The 16131-nt window shown below is 52.9% G+C and carries 16 protein-coding genes; 3 read left to right on the top strand and 13 right to left on the bottom strand.

The genetic code is table 11. The features are described 5' to 3' along the window. Positions 1–357 precede the first annotated feature (357 nt). The 6 genes from HRQ63_RS23120 to HRQ63_RS23095 form a co-directional block, all read right to left on the bottom strand. Entirely contained in the window at positions 358–837 is a 480-nt protein-coding gene (locus HRQ63_RS23120; RefSeq protein WP_172247514.1) for a GNAT family N-acetyltransferase, read from the bottom strand. A gap of 236 nt (positions 838–1073) precedes the next feature. Further along, entirely contained in the window at positions 1074–1961 is an 888-nt protein-coding gene (locus tag HRQ63_RS23115; RefSeq protein ID WP_172247513.1) for a radical SAM/SPASM domain-containing protein, read from the bottom strand. A gap of 77 nt (positions 1962–2038) precedes the next feature. Then, positions 2039–2395, bottom strand: coding sequence for an Asp23/Gls24 family envelope stress response protein (locus HRQ63_RS23110; protein WP_172247512.1), 357 nt, complete (start codon positions 2393–2395; stop codon positions 2039–2041). A 24-nt stretch (positions 2396–2419) separates the two neighbouring features. After that, positions 2420–2998: a TetR/AcrR family transcriptional regulator gene (locus HRQ63_RS23105; RefSeq protein ID WP_172247511.1), complete on the bottom strand. Its 579-nt coding sequence runs from the start codon at positions 2996–2998 to the stop codon at positions 2420–2422. A 366-nt stretch (positions 2999–3364) separates the two neighbouring features. Beyond that, positions 3365–3580: a hypothetical protein gene (locus tag HRQ63_RS23100; RefSeq protein ID WP_172247510.1), complete on the bottom strand. Its 216-nt coding sequence runs from the start codon at positions 3578–3580 to the stop codon at positions 3365–3367. Further along, on the bottom strand, positions 3523–3867 hold the full coding sequence (locus HRQ63_RS23095; protein WP_172247509.1) for a sigma factor-like helix-turn-helix DNA-binding protein: 345 nt from the start codon (positions 3865–3867) through the stop codon (positions 3523–3525). Before HRQ63_RS23095 ends, HRQ63_RS23100 begins: the two co-directional genes overlap by 58 nt. 263 nt (positions 3868–4130) lie before the next feature. Between HRQ63_RS23095 and HRQ63_RS23090 the strand changes: the two genes are divergently transcribed. Next, the gene (locus tag HRQ63_RS23090) at positions 4131–5912 is read left to right on the top strand and encodes a DUF4127 family protein (protein WP_172247508.1); all 1782 of its coding nucleotides are present in this window, start codon (positions 4131–4133) and stop codon (positions 5910–5912) included. A gap of 324 nt (positions 5913–6236) precedes the next feature. Here the strand turns inward: HRQ63_RS23090 and HRQ63_RS23085 are convergent, their stop codons facing one another. The 5 genes from HRQ63_RS23085 to aroD all read right to left on the bottom strand — a co-directional run bounded on the left by HRQ63_RS23085 (position 6237) and on the right by aroD (position 12793). Continuing rightward, the gene (locus HRQ63_RS23085) at positions 6237–8840 is read right to left on the bottom strand and encodes an AAA family ATPase (protein WP_172247529.1); all 2604 of its coding nucleotides are present in this window, start codon (positions 8838–8840) and stop codon (positions 6237–6239) included. A 4-nt stretch (positions 8841–8844) separates the two neighbouring features. Further along, positions 8845–10161 carry a class I SAM-dependent methyltransferase gene (locus HRQ63_RS23080; RefSeq protein WP_172247507.1) on the bottom strand — a complete coding sequence of 439 codons (1317 nt, stop codon included), beginning with the start codon at positions 10159–10161 and terminating at the stop codon, positions 8845–8847. 6 nt (positions 10162–10167) lie between these two features. Continuing rightward, positions 10168–10965 carry a nucleotidyltransferase domain-containing protein gene (locus tag HRQ63_RS23075; RefSeq protein WP_172247506.1) on the bottom strand — a complete coding sequence of 266 codons (798 nt, stop codon included), beginning with the start codon at positions 10963–10965 and terminating at the stop codon, positions 10168–10170. 188 nt (positions 10966–11153) lie between these two features. After that, a complete protein-coding gene (locus tag HRQ63_RS23070) occupies positions 11154–11717 on the bottom strand; it encodes a hypothetical protein (RefSeq protein ID WP_172247505.1) in 564 nt (187 codons plus the stop codon). Positions 11718–12034: 317 nt separating this feature from the next. Continuing rightward, a complete protein-coding gene (aroD, locus tag HRQ63_RS23065; RefSeq protein ID WP_172247504.1) occupies positions 12035–12793 on the bottom strand; it encodes a type I 3-dehydroquinate dehydratase in 759 nt (252 codons plus the stop codon). A 438-nt stretch (positions 12794–13231) separates the two neighbouring features. Between aroD and HRQ63_RS23060 the strand changes: the two genes are divergently transcribed. Continuing rightward, entirely contained in the window at positions 13232–13432 is a 201-nt protein-coding gene (locus HRQ63_RS23060) for a helix-turn-helix transcriptional regulator (protein ID WP_037284238.1), read from the top strand. A gap of 3 nt (positions 13433–13435) precedes the next feature. Then, complete coding sequence (locus tag HRQ63_RS23055) at positions 13436–13825, top strand: hypothetical protein (RefSeq protein ID WP_172247503.1); 390 nt, start codon at positions 13436–13438, stop codon at positions 13823–13825. 477 nt (positions 13826–14302) lie between these two features. Here HRQ63_RS23055 and HRQ63_RS23050 read toward each other — a convergent pair whose 3' ends face one another. Beyond that, the gene (locus HRQ63_RS23050; protein ID WP_216674044.1) at positions 14303–15196 is read right to left on the bottom strand and encodes a L,D-transpeptidase family protein; all 894 of its coding nucleotides are present in this window, start codon (positions 15194–15196) and stop codon (positions 14303–14305) included. Between the two features lie 305 nt (positions 15197–15501). Beyond that, complete coding sequence (locus HRQ63_RS23045) at positions 15502–16053, bottom strand: hypothetical protein (RefSeq protein WP_172247502.1); 552 nt, start codon at positions 16051–16053, stop codon at positions 15502–15504. Between the last annotated feature and the right edge of the window lie 78 nt (positions 16054–16131).

The following is a 16131-nucleotide window of genomic DNA, read 5'->3' as shown; positions in this document are numbered from 1 at the left end:
GGCTCGGCTCGGCTCGGCTCGGCTCGGCTCGGCTCGGCTCGGCTCGGCTCGGCTCGGCTCGGCTCGGCTAACGGATCCTATGTCCCTCAGAAGACGAAATCAACCCTCTTCGCGATTTTAACGGATCACATATCCGTTAGCCGCTTTTTTCATTGCTTTTGCCAAAAAAATCAAGCCAATTCCTGTTCTAAGCATCACCTGAATCCGTTAGAATTTTCAAACCGCTCAAAACAGCCTCTAAGCGTCAGCTCGATCCGTTAAAAGTTTCAGCTGGCTCAACAAACTTCGATCGTATTCGTCAGAGTGCGCATCCGACCCGGCCGCGGCTCAGGGCCAAGCACAAAATCCGGGCTGTTTTCACAGCTTTTTGGCCATCGTATAATCCGTGATCGCATATCCGGCTTTCTGGTACACATGCAGCGCCGTTTGGTTATGACCGAATACATGCAACCCGATCGTCACCGCTCCCAGCAAACGCGCCGTCTCGTCAAGCGCCCTCATCGTCGCCTGCCCGAACCCTTTGCCCTGATATGCTTCTTCAATAATGATGTCATACAAAAAAGCCCGTACTCCCGTCGGCTTGTCCGAAACATCAAGCCAAACACTCCCGATATTCGCTCCACCTTTTCCTTCGCGCACCGTATACAAATACTGCTCTTTGCTATGTATCCCGTCCGGCAAATACTTCCGATACGTCTCCTCCGAAAGCTTCAACGCTTCCTCTTCCGTCCAACTCCCCGCCTTAACCTTATCCTCCGCATACTCCACGACCGAACGCGCCCGATAAACACCAAACTCTTCCTCCGTCATCAACTCCAAAATCACCTTCTGCTCCATCTTTCCGCTCCTTTTGTTTATGCATTTTGTTTATGTATTCAGATATACAAAAAAACCGCCTTTCGAGCGGTTTTATCTTTTGAACTTCCTTACTTTTAAAAAACGAGCGTGCCCAGCGGAGGGAAAAATTCAGTTCAAAACGCCTTTGAACCCGGAGATTCAGGAGCGGCATACATGCCGCTCCTGAATCTCCGGGTGAGATAGCGCTTTGAACGAATTTTTCCCGCAGCGCCTCGTCACGCTCCAAACCGCGTCCGATACCCGCACTTCCGGCACAACTCCTCGACCGCTTCGCGGCGCGAGAACCCGTACACGATATCATTGGCGCGCTTGCTTTCCACGATCTCGGAAAACTCCTGCTCCAACACGTTGCCGAGCTTCATCACGCCTTCCCCGTCGAGACAGCAAGGCACGACCGTCCCGTCGACCAAGATCGCCGCATGGTTGCGCAGCGCGTGACAGAAGCCTTTTCCGTCGTCTTCCGGCGCGCTCAAGCTCGGCCATTGGAACTCGTGATCCTGATTCAGGTAGACGTTACGGGACACTTTCAGCCCTTTGCCCCGCTCTACCTTTTCCTCGATCCGGTAATCCAGGTTGTATTCGCGCTCGATCAGTTCCAGCGTCTCGCGGTTGCGGCTGCGCGCGGCATTCGTCATATTGTCCTCGGTCAGATTCCAAAGCCGGAACGAGAACAACATCTTGCCGGACACGTCATGCTCGGACGCTTCGCGCACGAACGACAAAATCTCGTTCAGATAACCGTCGCGATCCGTCGAGCCCGCATGACCGTCGAAACTGTGCAGCGAGAAGTTCATCTGACGCAGCGCCGGCTTGCCGAGCAGCTTGTCGCGGTTTTTCTTGATCAGCGTGCCGTTGGTCGTGATATTGACTTTCAAGCCGCGCTCGTGCGCCGCATCCAGCAGCAGATCGATCTTCGGATGCAGCAGCGGTTCTCCTTTTACGTGCAAATAGATATGGTTCGTATGCGGGTCGATCTTATCCAAAATCTGCTCGAACGTCTCCAGCTTGATGAACTTGGCTTGACGCTCCGTCGGCGGACAAAAGTGGCAGGACAGATTGCATACGCTCGTAATTTCGATATACACTTTTTTGAATGTTCGCAAAGTTGACGCTCCATTTCCGGTATAGGTTCTGAGTCTATTATGTGTCCCGAGAAGCAAAAGCTCAACCCCGAATACTTTTAAAAACGATCCGTTCGCGCGCCGACCAATCCTTCGACGATGATCGAGACCGCCACGACCGGCATTCCGGCCAGCTTTTCGACGCTAGTCTCCACATTGCTGCGAAGCTCGCGGCATACTTCCTGAATCCGTTCGCCGAAGCGCACGTCGATGCGCAGTTCGACGTCCACGCCGTCTTCGAGCACCTTCAGCAGTATTCGGCCGCTTTTTCCCGCCGCGCGCAAACGCTCCGACAGATCAGCGGAATCGCCCGTTCCCAACGCTACGCCCTCCGTGTCTACCACCGCTCCGGCCACGATTTTGTGCAGCACTTTCTCCGTCATCGTGATGCGTCCGACTCCCGTTTCGATACTCATCGCCATTCCTCCCCTGATTATCCGTTATGATTGACGCTCGCCGACTCCGAATCCCCTGCGTACCGTGCTTTCCACCAATGCAGCCGCCGAGCTTGCAGTCAGATGCCCGCCGGCCATTCGTTCCCAGGCCAGAAAAAGCACCGATTCCGTCACGCTCCAGACCCACTCCGCATCGCAGTCTTGCCGCAAAATCCGCTGCTGCTGAAGCAGCTCGATCTTTTCCAGTACAGGCTGGCGAATATCCCGGTACGTATGCTCCATATCCGGATTGTTATCGACCGTTGCATCCCGAGCCAAAAAGTAAATCCGATCGCCGAGCGGAATCAGCGTTTCGATCAATCGAGGAATGTATCGCTCAGCAGCGTACGCCTCTTTTTCGACCGATTCGAAAGCCTCCCGCAAAACATCCATCGCCCGAAATCCCAAATGCAGCATTAACTGCTCCCGGCTCTCCACATAACGATGCAGCGTGGCGATTCCGATTCCGGCACGCGCCGCGATTTCGTTCAGCGAAGCCGTCGGTTTTTCCACCAACAACGACGTTGCCGCATCCAAAATCGCATTCAACTTGGCTTGTTTGGCGGGCATCTGTTCTTTTTCCAAGACGTATTCCCCCTACCACTCGTCTCACTTCACAGAATACAAGCACAAATGCGCAGTTTATTTTTGATAGATCAATCTATCATCTCTGGTTTTATTTTAACGCCTAGGCCATGGAAAAACAAACTCGATTAATCGATATTCACGATCTTCCATTCCGCTCTTCTGGACGATCCCATCAGCCGACTTTCGTTCAAACGTATGCCTATTCGAATTTGTTCAAGACTCTTGAATTGTTCCACATGATCAAGATTACGGACAAATCCATCAAATGTTCTTTGAACAACTTCTTTAAATTTTCGTTTCTTCTATAAAGACGAAAACAACAAGCAAAAAGTTAGGGATGGGAAATCAAATTGTCGGCTCCGATCATTCCCCTCCCAAAACCCAACCGATCAGCTCCGTTCGCAGCGTCTGCGCGGCGTCGCTTCGGTCCATTCTCATCTGCCGGCTCAATTCCTCAATGTCCGGTTCCAGCAATTCGACGACTTGGCGCAGCGCTTCGGAATCGCCTGCGCGGGAACGTCTCAACAGTAAGGGGAATTCAACGTCCGGCGCAGATGCTCCAATGATTTTCGTTTCCATTTGCTCACCCCCTGTTGGCTGATCTGCATGCTTTCCGCCGTTTCCGCTTCGGTCTTGCCTTCAATGAATATCGATTCGATCACCTGTCTGCCTTTGTCAAAAGGAATCAATTCCATATATTCGTTCATCCTCTGTTCGACTTCGCGCGAGCACGGTTCAGCCGGACGCCTTAAACTTTCGTTTTCGATGCCTGTGACTTCTTTGCGATAGTGTTCTCTCTGATAATAAGCGACCCGCCAAGCTGTGCGTTGAAGTTCATGCCGATAGTTGTCGATGGTTTCTTCCATTCTTTGTCGCCCTCCTCTAATTTTTATAATCAGAACAAATGTTCTTATTATTTATACTATAACCTTTGCCATTTGGATAGAACCATTTTCTAAAAAGGCACAACGTTACGAAACAAGCGGCGTACATCGGTAGAGGGGATTTTACAAAAAAAATTTGGACGAACGGTTGTAAAACGTCCCTCCGTTCCTCCTTATTAAGTAACGGCGGAAAAACAGCAAGTTTCTGCAGGCTGCCGTCAAACCAAGCCAAAGGAGCGATACTGATGAAAAAAGTCGTATACATCCCGCTGGACGATCGTCCGGCCAATCTCGACGACGTAATCGTGCAAGGACATGCAGCAGGACTGGAGGTTGTGACGCCGAACACGTCGATCATTCGCAATCGAATGGACGACACGGGCGAAATCGCAGGCACGGAAGTGGTGGGAACAAGCGGCGCCGTTTACGGCGATCCGGCAGCGGCCGGGCAGTTTTTGCAAAGCAAGGCGGCCGAGGCGGACGGGTTCATCATCTCGATCGATATGCTGGCTTACGGAGGCCTGATCGGCAGCCGGCGCCTTCGGGCGGACGGCGGAGCCGATTATCCGACTTATGATCCGCAAACGACGTCGCTGCTCGATACCATTGCCGGATTGAAACGCGATTACCCGAACAAGCCGATCTTCCTGCTGGATACGGTCATGCGGCTGGCGACGACCACGATGGCCGAAAGCCTCAGCATCGAAGCCTATACCGAATCGCGTGCGCTGATGATGAAGCCTCGGCTTCCGCAAACGGAATTCGATGCCGTGCTTAGCGGTTACGATCTTCAGCCGGACGGCAGCAGCTATGAAGATACGGTTCATTTCGACAAGCAAACGTATTACAATGCCCGCCAACATAAATTCAAAACCAACCGCTATGTGCTGGAAGCGCTGGTACGCGATGCCGGAGTCGATTTCGTCGCTTTCGGCGTGGATGACGCTTCGACCCAAGGCGTGCAGGCGAACGAGATCGATTGGATCGAAGCCCATATCGACGCATGGCTAGGCGGCAGCGGCGGACAGAATCCGGAGCGCGCGATCATCCTGCCGGACGCGGACGGTCTCGGCCATTCCCTGATGGCGCGCATGGCGGCCGAGCTGCATGCGAAAGATTCGACGCAGCCGCTCAAACCTGTCGTGGCCGTTCGCTACTTCGGTCGCGACGGCTCGGAGATCGTAAACACCTACGAATACATGGATGTGCATACCAATATCCTGCGGCATATCGAGATCGCGGGCGGCACGTATACGGGCGACGGTCGTTCGGTATCGAACCCGGATTACGAGCTGGAACTGGTCGCGCTCACGAGCGAAGATCAGATCGGTGCGGCGATTGCTCATATCGAAGACAACCGCGCGGCCAAGCTGCCGACGCTGGTCGTGGACTTTACGCGCGGCGGCTCGGCAGGCGTAGTCGTGACCCCGGAACTGCTGAACTCTCCGGCGACGGGCGCGTTGTTCGGCTACAGCGCTTGGAACACCGCGGGCAACAAGATCGGCATGTCGCTCGGCATGGCGCTGTCCCGTTTCTTTTTCCTCAAAAAAGAAACGCAGGAACGGGCGCTCGGCCTTGCGCTGGATGCGCACGGCTCGCTACTGTTCAAGCGTTTCCTGAAAGATTACTCATACAAAACGATCGAGATCGCGAATATCCGCACGGAATCGCGTGCTCGTACGCCTTATACGAACGTGACGGCCGATCAGAACATGAAGATTTTCAACACGCCGCAGGATTACGATTACCTCGTGCAACTGCTGCGTACCGATATGCAGACGCTTACTGCCGAACTGGCCGCGACCCCCGCTTTCGGGATCGGCACGGATGCTCCGACCTGCGCGGTTCGACGCTTCGGCGTTCCGCAGGGCGAAGCCGGTCCGAAGTCGCGCGACTGGCGCTTTGCGCAATATGCCGGCGTCGTGCTTCCGCAGAACGACCCGGACTTCATCTGGTGGCGTGCATTCGAGATTACGCTGACTCCGCAGATCGATCTGGAGCGGACTTCGCAGGGGGCATGTGAGTAACGAATCAAGATAGGCTTAGCGTTTCGGGAAAGACACGTGGCGTGGGAAGCGAGAAGACTCCGAGAGAAATTCGTTCAATTCGCTGTCTCACTTGGAAAAGTCGATTGAAAGTTTTAGTTGAAGTTTTCCAAGTTCAAAGGCGTCTTTCACTGAATTTCTCTCTCCGTCTTCTCGCTTCCAGCTACGTTGGACTTTCTCGACACGTTCAAGCCCCTCTTTCTTTTAAGAGAAAGAGGGGCTTTTTTATATGCTTATTGAAATAGGATGATTTCTGCTTGGCATATAACCTTCGAGGATTTGATTCGAAAAATTTGATCGTATTCCTTACAATCGCGGATCGATCTCTTTCTCTCCTGCCACCTCGAACAGCAGATCCGACGCCGCTTCGCGGTATTCCTGATGATCCGGCGAGATTTCGTCGATCGGCACGTTCAGCATGCGCTGTCCCAGCTTATGCTCGGCGATCGAGGTGCGCAGCTTGCGTTGGATGCTTTTTTGCTTGATGAGCTTGGCGTATTTGTGCGGGAAACGGTAATCGTAGCCGTACACGATCGTCAAGTAATCACGGTTGCGGATTTTCATGTTGGGCGCGACGCCTTCGGCCGGAAGCTCCGGCTTGACGACGACGCCTTCCATGCCGCGATCCAGCGTAAGCTTGCCGAAGAAGTCGGAAGCCTGTTCATAAGCTTCTTCCGCCGACAAATCGAGCGTTAGCGCTTCGTCGTCCGACAGCCAAGCGTACAGCTCCGACTGTTTTCGCGTTTCGCTTGGAAGCTCTTCCCGACCGTCTTCGTAGACGATCTTCAGCAGTCCGAACGGCTTGTACTCGGCTTCGCCTTCGCCCGCATACAGTCCGAGCTGACGGTCGTATACGGCATAAGCTTCTTCGTGCGCTTTCAGCGGCATGCGCGCTTGGCGAATCTCGTGCACGTATTTATAGTTCTGATAAGCGCCGTTGCCGTATTTGTCGATCAGCTTGCTTTTGGAATCGTGAATCCGGTCTTGCCCGAAGCCGCTGTTGTCGTAGTCTTCGCTTAAGCGGTCGAGCGCCTGCTCGAAGCCGTGTTCCTTGAGGAATGACAGCTCGCTGTCCAGCGCCGCGCCGATCGGACGGAACTGGCGCTCGATCAGACCTTCGCCCAGCGCATGCCAAGGCATCAACTCTCCGTCGAGAATCAGGATGCGGATACCGTTTTGCTTCATGTATTCGCCGAAACGCTCCAGCAATTTTTCGTACACAGTTGTCAGGTTGACCTGCTTGATCTTGTAGCCGTTGCGACTGACCGCAAAGCTCTCTTCCGCTTTCCGATGCAGATACAGATTACAGCGCGAACCCATGTATTTCGGCTGCAAAATGACTTCGTTCAAGCCATTTCCCCGGAAATAATCCAGCCCGCGGCGCAGCGATTCGAGTTCTTCCGCATTCATGTCTTTGTCCGAAGGAGACATGGTGCCCGAGATAAAGTTGATCTTATGCCGAGAAATATAGCGCAACCGGCGCACGTCGTCCTCGCTCAACTCGCGCGGCTGAACACGTCGTTCCTGGCGGAACAATGTCGGCAGCTCGTCCGGCACGCCGGCGACCGACGATTTATGCGATTTGAAAAACGGCTTGTAGCCCATGCTGACCGAAGTGAGCAAATTGCCGTGCGCCGCTCCCGTGTCCAGATGCAGCTTGTTGCGCAGACGAAACGCCTGCTTCGCCGCCACGTGACCGAACAGATGATACGGATAATTGCCGACCGCGTCGCGCTGCAAAAAGGACAATTGTTCTTCTTTCGGCACATCCGGCATTAAACGGAACGTCCGCTGGTGGCGCTGCGCGTAGTTATCCAGCTTGCCGATATATTTGTTTTCGCACGGCGCATGGGTTACGTAAAAGGACGGCTGACCTTCGCCTACGCCGATCCGGCGGTAAAAAGGCTGTGACGCCTCCACCAGTTCGTCGAACTTCGCGCGCAGCGCTTCGTCTTGTTGCAGAACCGGGATCGAATCGAAATAATTGTCCAGCAGTTCGCCGTCCACGCCCGCGATTTCGCCGCGCATGTATTTGTAAACGAAGTTCTCGTGGTTGCCTTTGACGAACAGGAAATGCTCCCGGTTCGCGTGCAAAAACTCGACGATATCGCGCGTCTGTTTGCCTTTGTCGATCCAGTCGCCCGCCAGGATGAACGTCGTCCATTTTAATTTATCGGGCAGCATCAGCCGTTCGCCATCCAGCTTGCAGCCGTAGTCGAGCAGTAGGCCTTTAAGCGCGTCCACGCTTTCGTGCACGTCGCCGATCACGATATAATCGCGGCCTTGCGGCAGAATGCAGTCGACGTACTCCGCTTCATTTTCAACGATAACGGAGTACAGGGTCGGCTCGTCCATCTCCTGAACGGCCGTTTCTCCGAAATCTTTCGCCTTGATCCGGTGAACCGCGTCGTACTGTTCTCTCGCGAGTACCGGCAGCACTTCTTTTTTCAGCCGGTTGATATGGTTCGAAATTAGCCGCTTGGAGCGTTCGGACGCGTAATAGTCGCTGCGTTTGCGGTAATCGAACACGACGGCTTCCACGCGGTAATGGTTGGCTTTCGCGATCGAACGCACCTGCTGACGGAAATCTTCGGACAGTCCGGTCGTATCGACGATCACGAATTCGGCATTGATCGGGAACGTCGTCGCCAGCTTCAACCGTTCGAACAGCAGCGCAAAGGTCTGCTCGCTCGCCTCCAGCATCACCGAATCGTACTTGTCGTAATCGTATCCGAGCATCTCCTGCCGGATTCGGTCGGACGCCAGCAGCTGCACGTTGCCTTGCAAACCGCGTTCTTCGTTTTTCAGGCGCAGCTTGGGCAGCAGAACGCGTTCGGCAAACGTCGTTTTTCCGCATTCCGTCGGGCCGACCAGCATCAATACCGTATGCACTTTCGTGCGGATTTCCAGCGTTTTAGACGTGGATTCGCTCATTGTTTTCTCCTCCTTTTCCCGTCGATTCAAGTTTGGTTTCCCGCACGAACAATACGCCCTGCGTCGTCGTCACGTCGTTGACCCGGTCGCCGATCTCCAGCCATTCCATGTGCAATCCGCGTCCTTTTGCCAACTGTTCGATCCAAGCCCGGAACTCGGCCTGCTCCATCTCCCAATCGTGATCGTCGTGCCGCATGCCTTCCAGCTCGTAAAAACGGTTGAAATCGGCATTCGGCGTCGTGATCACGAAACGGTCGAAGTCCACTTTATTCAGCACCTGCCGGATCAGCGCCGCCGCTTCGTCTTTGCCCATATGTTCGACGACTTCGGTCAGAACGACGTCTACCTGCTCGCCGTTGTACGTTTCCAAAAACAGCTCCAGCGAAGCGAACGGAACCAGATTGTCCAGTTCTTTGCTTTCGGCTTTGCGGACGGTCTGCTCCAACACTTCCTCGTTCACGTCGATCGCGTAATAGCTGTAGTCGTCCTTGATCCGGTCGGCGTAAGGCATCGCGTAAAAGCCTTCGCCGCAGCCGATATCGAGAATGGATTTGTCGAACGCCAACTGCTCGGAAATAATGCTGCGCCGCTGATACGCCGTGCCGCCGAAATCGAACGCGATCTTGTAGCGCTCCGTCCGTTCCAGCTCGCCGACGTATTTGCGGAAACGCGACCGGGAACCGAGGAAATTGCGGACGAACAGGCTGCGGATATAAAACGGCGCGTCGATGATATTCACGCTGCGCGCATACTTTTCCAATACCGCATCGCTGACGTCCAGAAATTCTTTGCCGAACATGGACAGGAATAAAAACAAAACGCTCGCCGCATGCAGCAGATAGTGAAGATTGCGCTCGGTCGTCATTTTCAACGAGTAACTTTTGTGGGCCAGATGCGTCAATTCGAAGTCAATATCCGGCAGATGTTTGGCAAAAAAGTGAATGTAGCGGTCGCGCTCGATGTGCACCATATTGATGAACAACGTCGTAGTCGCGCCGTCCGTATCCCGTTCATCGGGTTTTAGCGGATGCGAGAAAAACTCGTTGATCGCGTTCAGCGGAAACAGCGGCGTGTTATAACGGGAAACGTTGAGATACTCGAACTCTTCCAGCTCGCTGCGTTTGTACGAAACTTCGTTGTCCGCGTCTTTGAAATACACGTTGAACGTCTGCGGATCGCTGTACCAACCGTAGGCCAGACCTTTTCGGATCGGACGGATCAACATGCCGGTCGACGGATTTTTGCGGATTAAAAAAGAAAAGTCGGGATGAGTCGAGCTTAGTTGGACGATAGCCATATTGATTTACGTCTCCCTCCAGGCTGCTCGCAATACGGAAAGAAATAACGGATCAAGCCGATCGTCGACCGACTGTCCGGAATCCGGCATGCGCGGGGCTTGCTGTTCATAATAAGAAATTTGAGTTTCCAGATATTGATTAATAACCCCGATCCGAGGCTCTGCTTTCATTTCGATGCCGGATTTTTTTCGTTCCAACAGTCGGTCGATTGCCGTTCGAAGTTCGCCGGGCTCCAGGATCGTGTCTTTGAGCGTGTCGAACTCCATCGGCGGCAGACTTTCGAAACGTTCGATCCAGGCACAGGCGAGCAGCGGACGCAGTACGTAAAAATACTTTTTGCTGTGCACCGTCTCCCCTTGCAGATAGTCCCGGTAATTGCCGCGGGCCATGTGCAGATAGTGGAACGTACAGGCTTTTGCGGAAAAAGACAGCCCGGCCAAGCCGCGGATCTGATTCGTCGCTTCCGGCTGATCTTTGTACACGATCGGCGACTGCAACCATTCGAGCAGCGGTGGATTGCTTTTACGGAACAGCCGCAGCGCTTTGCGCAGATCCCAGCCGTTCACGTCTAGCAGATCGCTGATCGGCCGCTCGATCACGTCGCGACGGTCGAATACGGATAAATACCAATCAGGCTCATGCACATATAGAAAACGCACGTCGTAATCGCTGTCCCGCGAAGGAAATCCCCATGCGCGGCTGCCGGATTCGCACGCGTACAGGATACGGACATTCTCCTCGCGTTCGATCCGGGAGAGCTCGGCTTGGATGTTGGACAGTACGCCAGAATCAGTTGCGGTCATGGTCGGGTTCCTCCTGTTCTTCATTTCCTCGAATATGGATTACATTCATTTTGCCTCACGCGCGCAGTCGATTCTAGGGCATAAGTATGGCGAAGGCTGATACAACATAAAAAAGCCCCGAACCGCTATGCGGTTCAGAGCTTCTTATACCGGAGATTTCCGGGAGCATGATCAGAATTCAGAACATACTATTCCGCTTTTACAGCCGTTTCGCCCGTTACTTTCGCGCCGTCTTCAAGTTTGAAAGCGTCCAGTTGTTCTTGCGTCGAGAAGTACAGGTTGCCTTCGACCGTAGCGTCAACGACTTGGAACCCGTTAGCCGTTACGTACACGTCGCCTTTGAACGTTCCGCCTTGAATACGCGCGTTTTCGCTGTTTACCGTCAGCTTCGGAGCGGTCAGCGTGTAGCGTGCCGTTACGTTGCGGTCGGCGTCCTGCGCGTACAGCGCGATTTTGCGGGCCGGTTCGCCTTTATTTTCGAATTGTCCGTCCAGAACCAGATCCTGATCAATCGTCATGTCGTTCAGTACCGCGATGATCCATGTGCCCTTAGCGCTGATCGCGTTCAGGAACGCATCGTTGTCGTTAACGATCGAAGGACTCGTTGCCGCATCAGCGACCGGCGTATCCGTCGTTGCTGCCGGCGTTTCCGTTGCTGCCGGGGTTTCTACCGTTGCGGCATCGTTGCTTCCGCATCCTGCCAAAAGTGCCAAACCCAATACCAGACCCATGCCTGCTGCTGCTTTTTTCATGTGTGATTTCTCCCCTTATGATTAGCTTCTCTTTACTTTGTTCAATATATCACAAGGTTAAATTTAATAAAGTAACATTTTTCACAAAGTTTTATCTATTTTTTGAACATCCTAAATTCAAGACCCTTTCAACTCTTAATCAGAGGATTACGTTTGTCTGAAACCCACACGCTTTAGGTGGGTCCCAGACAGGCGTAACCTTACTTTTAGTGTTGATAAGGTATCAGGGGCGGATCGAGAAAATAAAAAACGGGGATTCGCCCGCTTTGACAAAGCATTGCAAACGAATTCCCGTCGAGTATACAGACGCCAATGGATTACGCGTACAACGCGTTCAAAATTCCTTTCAGTTCCGCCACCGCAAGTTGTCCGGGGGCAGACACGTTCTTCGCCGCTCCGAAAGTCAACGCAGACCCGAAAGTTCCTCCGGCAATCCGGCTGACCACGCCCGTCTTGTCCATCGACATCGTAATGATCGGCCCCTGCTGCTCGGAACTGACTTCATAAGTCGCAGCCAGCAGCGTCAATACATCTCCCGGATTCCGCGGCATTACCGCTATCTTCGGAATGTCTGCGCCAAGCTCGCGTGCCCGGCGAAGCCGTGAAACCAGTTCCGCCTGCGCAGGCGTTGCGTCGAAGTCGTGATTCGATACAATCGAGACAGCATCTAGACGCTTCACTTCGGCTGTCAGTTCGCGCACGACCTCGTCTCCTGTAAACAGCTCGATATCGATTACGTCCGCATGACCGGAAGCCGCGGCTTCGCGATTCAAGCGGGTGTATGCTTCTGTAGTCAGTTCACGCTGCCCGCCTTCACGAGCACTGCGAAACGTGAAGATCAGCGGAATATCTCCGAGTAGATTGCGCAGTTCCGCAAGCTGCTCAAGGACGGCTTCTGCCGAATCCGCATTTTCAAAAAAATCTACTCGCCACTCCGCAAAATCCAAATCGGTCGTACGCAGCAGCAGCTCGGCTTCCTCGCGCAGCTCCTCCTTCGTTCGTCCGGTCAGCGAAACGCATATTTTAGGTACGCCTTCGCCCACACGTATTCCTCTGATTTCCACAATGCGACTCATTCCATTTTGCTCCCTTCACCGACGATCGTCCTAGGGCGTGTCTTCAAACCTCGACGGGCGTAGATTTTACTGAATTTCCGTTCTCGGCAAGGAACTTTTCCGCAGTCGTGCCGGGGCACGTCAAGGAAGAGTGGCGCAGTTGAGGGTGAAAAGGCAGTAAAAGATACGCGTTGGCAGGCTTGAAGACACGTCCTAATGTCTATTCTTCTACGGTAACGCATATCCGCGTTAATTACTAGAGACAGTTCCAGCGGATCTTCGAACTTGGCGAAGCGTATTCGAAGTTTGAAAATAGGTTCAGGTGTCAAAAACTCTTTACAGGCTGCTCTTTTTGATTTACACTCAATGTGTCAAACATATTTTACACTTGAAATGTTCGATTTTTCTTTGCTGCTCTTTTTTCCAGTATTTTGATCCTCTACAGAAAGCGGTCCTGCCATGCAAAATCGTATCAAAGAACATCGGGAACAACTCGGCTTATCTCAGGGGCGTTTGGCCGAACTGTGCGACGTCAGCCGTCAAACGATCAACGCGATCGAAAACGACAAATATGATCCCGGCCTCCAGCTTGCCTTTGACCTTGCACGCATACTCGGACTCACGATGGAGCAATGCTTCATTCCGGAAAGGAAGGAATAAACCATGACCACCAAACGCATCCTCAGTTGGATTACCGGAGCAACCGCAGTCATGATCACCAGCTATACGCTGTACAAGGTATTCTCCGGGCAGCCTACGGGCTTCAACGAAATACTCGCGATCGGCTCCACCTTGATGCTGTTCTTCTCCGCCGTGACTTGGGGTCGCAAAGGAGAAGACAACGGCGTCCGCCAAGACGAGGAGTTGGGAAAACGCATCTCCGAAAAAAGCGGCATGATCGGCTACTACATCCTGCTCGCCCTGCTGTTTCTTGCATGCGTCAGCGAACAATGGTTCTACGGCACCCAATCGCCTTTCCTTCTGATCCTGCTCGTGATCGGCCTGTTCCTGCATCCGATGATCGAATTCGTGCAGGTACGGAAATACCGTTAAACAGACGATGCGATTCAACCACTCACCCGATACCTGCATATGTCCATCTATTTTGCCTTGAACACCCTATCCCGAAAAATTAAATACATATATACAGTTAATCAAAGAGAATACCCGCAAAAGCACAACAACCAGACGTATTAACTGTATATATGTACTTATTCCCCGATCCTCTTCCCATACTGTCGAAAATAACTGCACATATCCACTTAATCAAAAAAAGCCCCGCTCCCACCGAAGTGGAAACCGAGCCTTTTGATCTTCGTTCTTCCGATTTCTTCTCATTCATGCATCGTAATGCGATTTAGGACTATTCCGCCTGAATCCCTTCCCTTTTACCAAACCGAGAATGTTATTCTCCTGCCGAAATCCCAGCGGAGCGGAGGGAGAAATTCAGGTCAAGACGCCTTTGAGTCCGGAAAGCCGGAGGCTTTCCGAGCGAAACAGCGTCTTTACCGAATTTCTCCCGCAGCGCCCTTACTTCGGCGCGATCAGAGATACGACGTTCTCTTTCCCATACCACTTCACCGTGTATCCCGACAGCTTGGACACGTCGCGCAGCGGAACGTACAACTTGTTGCCCACGAAGCGCGAAGCCGTCATGTTAACCGACTTGCCGTTCACTTTCGCAGTCTTGGACTTCGCGGTGTGAACGATCGTTTTTTTGCCGACCGTCGCGGTAACCGTCATGTTTTTGGCATTCCAGTTCACTGTTCCGCCCAGCATCTCGAACCCTTCGCGCAGCGGCACGTACAGCGTCGAGTTGATGTTCATGATTTTGTCGTCCATCTTTTGCAGCTTGCCGTTCACGAATACGCTGCCCGCGAATTCGCCGCTGCCGCTTACCGAGTAGCCGTTGTTGGCCGCGATTTGCTCGAAGCTCAAGCTCGACGTCGTGATCACGGCGTACGTGCCTTTATCGACTTTCTCGAACAGCCCGCGAATCTCTTCGTTGTGCATGCGGATGCAGCCCGCGCTCACGTACTTGCCGATCGAGTTCTCGTTGCTGTTGCCGTGGATCGCGTAAGTGGTGCCGTACGTGCTGCCCACTTCAAGGCCCAACCAACGGTCGCCCAGCGGGTTCTTCGGATCGCCGCCCGGAATGTTGTCCTTATAGTAAGGACGGTTTTTGATTTTGTTGACGATCTTGAATTTGCCTTCCGGCGTCAAATCGTTCGTCTTGCCCGTAGCTACGGAGAACGTGGCGTTCAACTTGCCGTTATCGAAAAAGGCCAATTGGTTCGTCTTTTTGTTGATAATAATCAGTTGCCCCGTACTTTCGGCAGCCTGCGCGGCTCCCGCAAAGGAAAAGCTTCCTACAAACAGGGCCAACAAAGTCAGTGCCGTCATCCATCTTCTCAAATTCTTCATGTGGATCCCCCTTCTGGTGCGTCATGCGCTTATGCGATTCTTTAATCGGACGCTCTTCTTTACTTTAGACGTCAGCTATACGAGACAAGTTGCACAAATCGACACGTTTTTCCTCATTTGCTCATATGTTCACGTTTCGCGAAACGTCCTCGCCTTATTTTACCCGAAACTAAACCGCTTGCTATTGTTTTGTGCAAAAGCGTCAAAACTGTATCTTTTCTCCCGCCTTCCGCCTGCTGCAATCCTTATTTTAGAGATTCCTTATTTCGAAAAGGCCGCCGAATTGTATCCGAATCGTAAACATTTTAACCGAACCATTGACGGAATTGATCGGCGATCGGCTTCAGCACTTCCTTTTTCAACCAAGATAACGGAGGCGAAAGAACGGTTCGCCACAGCCATCGCAGCGGACGAACCACGATCATGCGCCATAAGGCCGCCAACGCTTTTCCGATCCAGACCGCCGCAATCTCGCAAGCGTGCAGCACCGGTTTCAAAATATGCACGTAAAAACCCCGAAGCAGATACACCCAGAGAAAACGAAGCGGAATATAAAGAATATAGTAGAAAAACGGATAGACGATTCCTTTCCATATGAAAAGAAGCAGCGGCCTCAGCAGGTTTTTCCACAGCCAGCGTCCCGGAATTTCAAACACGTACCGCCACAGCGGCTCCAGCATAAATCGCCAGACCCAAGCCGTAATCGGCATTACGATCCGCAGCATGAACCAGGACGTTATCGGTTCCAGCACTTTGTTCCACAACCAGCCGAATGCCGTTTGAATCAGATAGATCGGAAAGTACAGCACGAACACGAGGCTTTTGAGCACGTTTTTCAGCAGATGCGGGACGGTCATGCGCTTCCTCTCCTTTCCGATATGAAAAAGCCCGCACGGCCTCAAAGGCCGTACAGGCTTCAATTATACCTCTACCCG

The sequence above is a fragment of the Saccharibacillus endophyticus genome (assembly GCF_013185185.1).
Classification (GTDB): Bacteria; Bacillota; Bacilli; order Paenibacillales; family Paenibacillaceae; genus Saccharibacillus; species Saccharibacillus endophyticus.
Note: the sequence above shows the minus strand (reverse complement) of the source record. Positions and strands in the feature narration are given on the sequence as shown.